The sequence below is a fragment of the Rhizobium sp. 01T417 genome, from assembly GCF_056398905.1.
Map to the genome: position 1 here is coordinate 1 of NZ_JBFTQH010000126.1, position 1,516 is coordinate 1,516.

The 1,516-nt window shown below is 56.5% G+C and carries 2 protein-coding genes; both read right to left on the reverse strand.

The features are described from left to right. Position 1: 1 nt before the first annotated feature. The gene (locus AC1DPR_RS31890; protein WP_477818015.1) at positions 2-349 is read right to left on the reverse strand and encodes a hypothetical protein; all 348 of its coding nucleotides are present in this window, start codon (positions 347-349) and stop codon (positions 2-4) included. Beyond that, the gene (locus AC1DPR_RS31895) at positions 346-1,437 is read right to left on the reverse strand and encodes an IS5 family transposase (protein WP_477818016.1); all 1,092 of its coding nucleotides are present in this window, start codon (positions 1,435-1,437) and stop codon (positions 346-348) included. The genes AC1DPR_RS31890 and AC1DPR_RS31895 overlap by 4 nt, the downstream gene beginning before the upstream one ends. Positions 1,438-1,516: the final 79 nt, after the last annotated feature.

Sequence of the window (1,516 nt, forward strand, 5' to 3'; positions counted from 1 at the left end):
TCTAGCAGGCTGTTGAAAAAGTCTGCGGTTTGGCCTTGAGGATGGCCTCGTCGCCGTTGTGGTATGCGAACGTGATCTCGACCGAGCCGTCGTCGAGTAGTTCGGCATGACCGTCGCCCGAGACTTCGTCCATCTCGTCAAATCCATACCATGTGAAGGAAACGGATGATCCGCTATAGCCGATATCGAGGTTGGCTTGCATGGCACCGAAGGCAATTTCTCCGGAGCCATCTGGCGTGATGGTGATAACCGCTGGCTCGACCAGGTCGAGATATTCCCGATCCCAGATGTCTGCGGCTACAATCCGCCAACGGCCTATCAGCCTGCAGTTTGAACCCGCCTCACTCATGAGGACACCGCCATCAGCTTCGGTAACCGCACCAGATCATAGGCCGCTGCCGCGAAGGTAAAAGCCCATCCAACCCTGTCGCGACCGCGGAATTTTGTCTTGTCCTGCCCCGCGACGGTTTTGATCCAACCGAACGCCTCCTCGATACGCTTGCGAATGCGTAGGCTGACCTCATAGCCGCGATGGCGTGTCGTGCGTCCGTCGATAGCCGAGCGGCGACCATTGACGTTCTGTGCCACGTGGGGCGTCACCTTCATCGACCGCAAATCTTTGACGAAGTCTTTCGTGTCATAAGCCTTGTCGGCACCAAGCGTGATTGCCTGTGGCCGGTCGCAGAAGGGTTCAATCATGTGAAGAGCCGCGATGCGTTCGGCATAACCGGTTGCTTCCGTCAGGTAAGCATTGACCAGAAGACCATGGCGGTTTTCCATCAACCCATGCCCCATGAAGGACAGCTTGGCCTCCTTGCCCTTTCCCTTCCTATACAGCTTTGCATCCGGATCGGTCGTTGATGCATGCGTCTCGTTGGAACGCCTTTCGCCATGGAAGTCTGCTTCCGCGTTGCGACCACCGCCATCCGACGGCGGTTCGTCCGAACCGTCCTTCGGCCTGAAGCTCTTCATCGACGCCCAGGCTTCGATCAGCGTGCCATCGACAGAGAAATGGTCTGTGGACAGCAGCCGCTTTACCTTGGGCTGGGAAAGGATTGCACCCAGGAACTTCGCAGCGATGTCACCCTCAAGCAACCGGTCGCGGTTCTTCGAAAACACTGAATGGTCCCAGGCGGGATCGTCAACGCCGATGTCGACGAACCAGCGGAAGAGAAGGTCGTATTCCAACCGCTCCATCAGAAGTCGCTCAGAACGGATCGAATAGAAGGCTTGCAGAAGCATGGCGCGAAGAAGCTTTTCTGGCGCAATCGACGGCCGCCCGATCGGTGAATAAAGCGCTGCAAAATCTTGTTCCAATAAAACGAGCGCTCCGTTCACGATCTGCCGGATGGCCCGTAGAGGATGATCTTTTCGAACACGAGCCTCCAGATCCACATAGCTGAAGAGTTCGCCTGTCCTCACATCGCCGCCACGCATCCATCAGCTCCAAATCGCAATAAAGCGAGTGAATCACGACAGGAGCCTTGCGCCAATGCCTTTTTCAACAGCCTGCTAG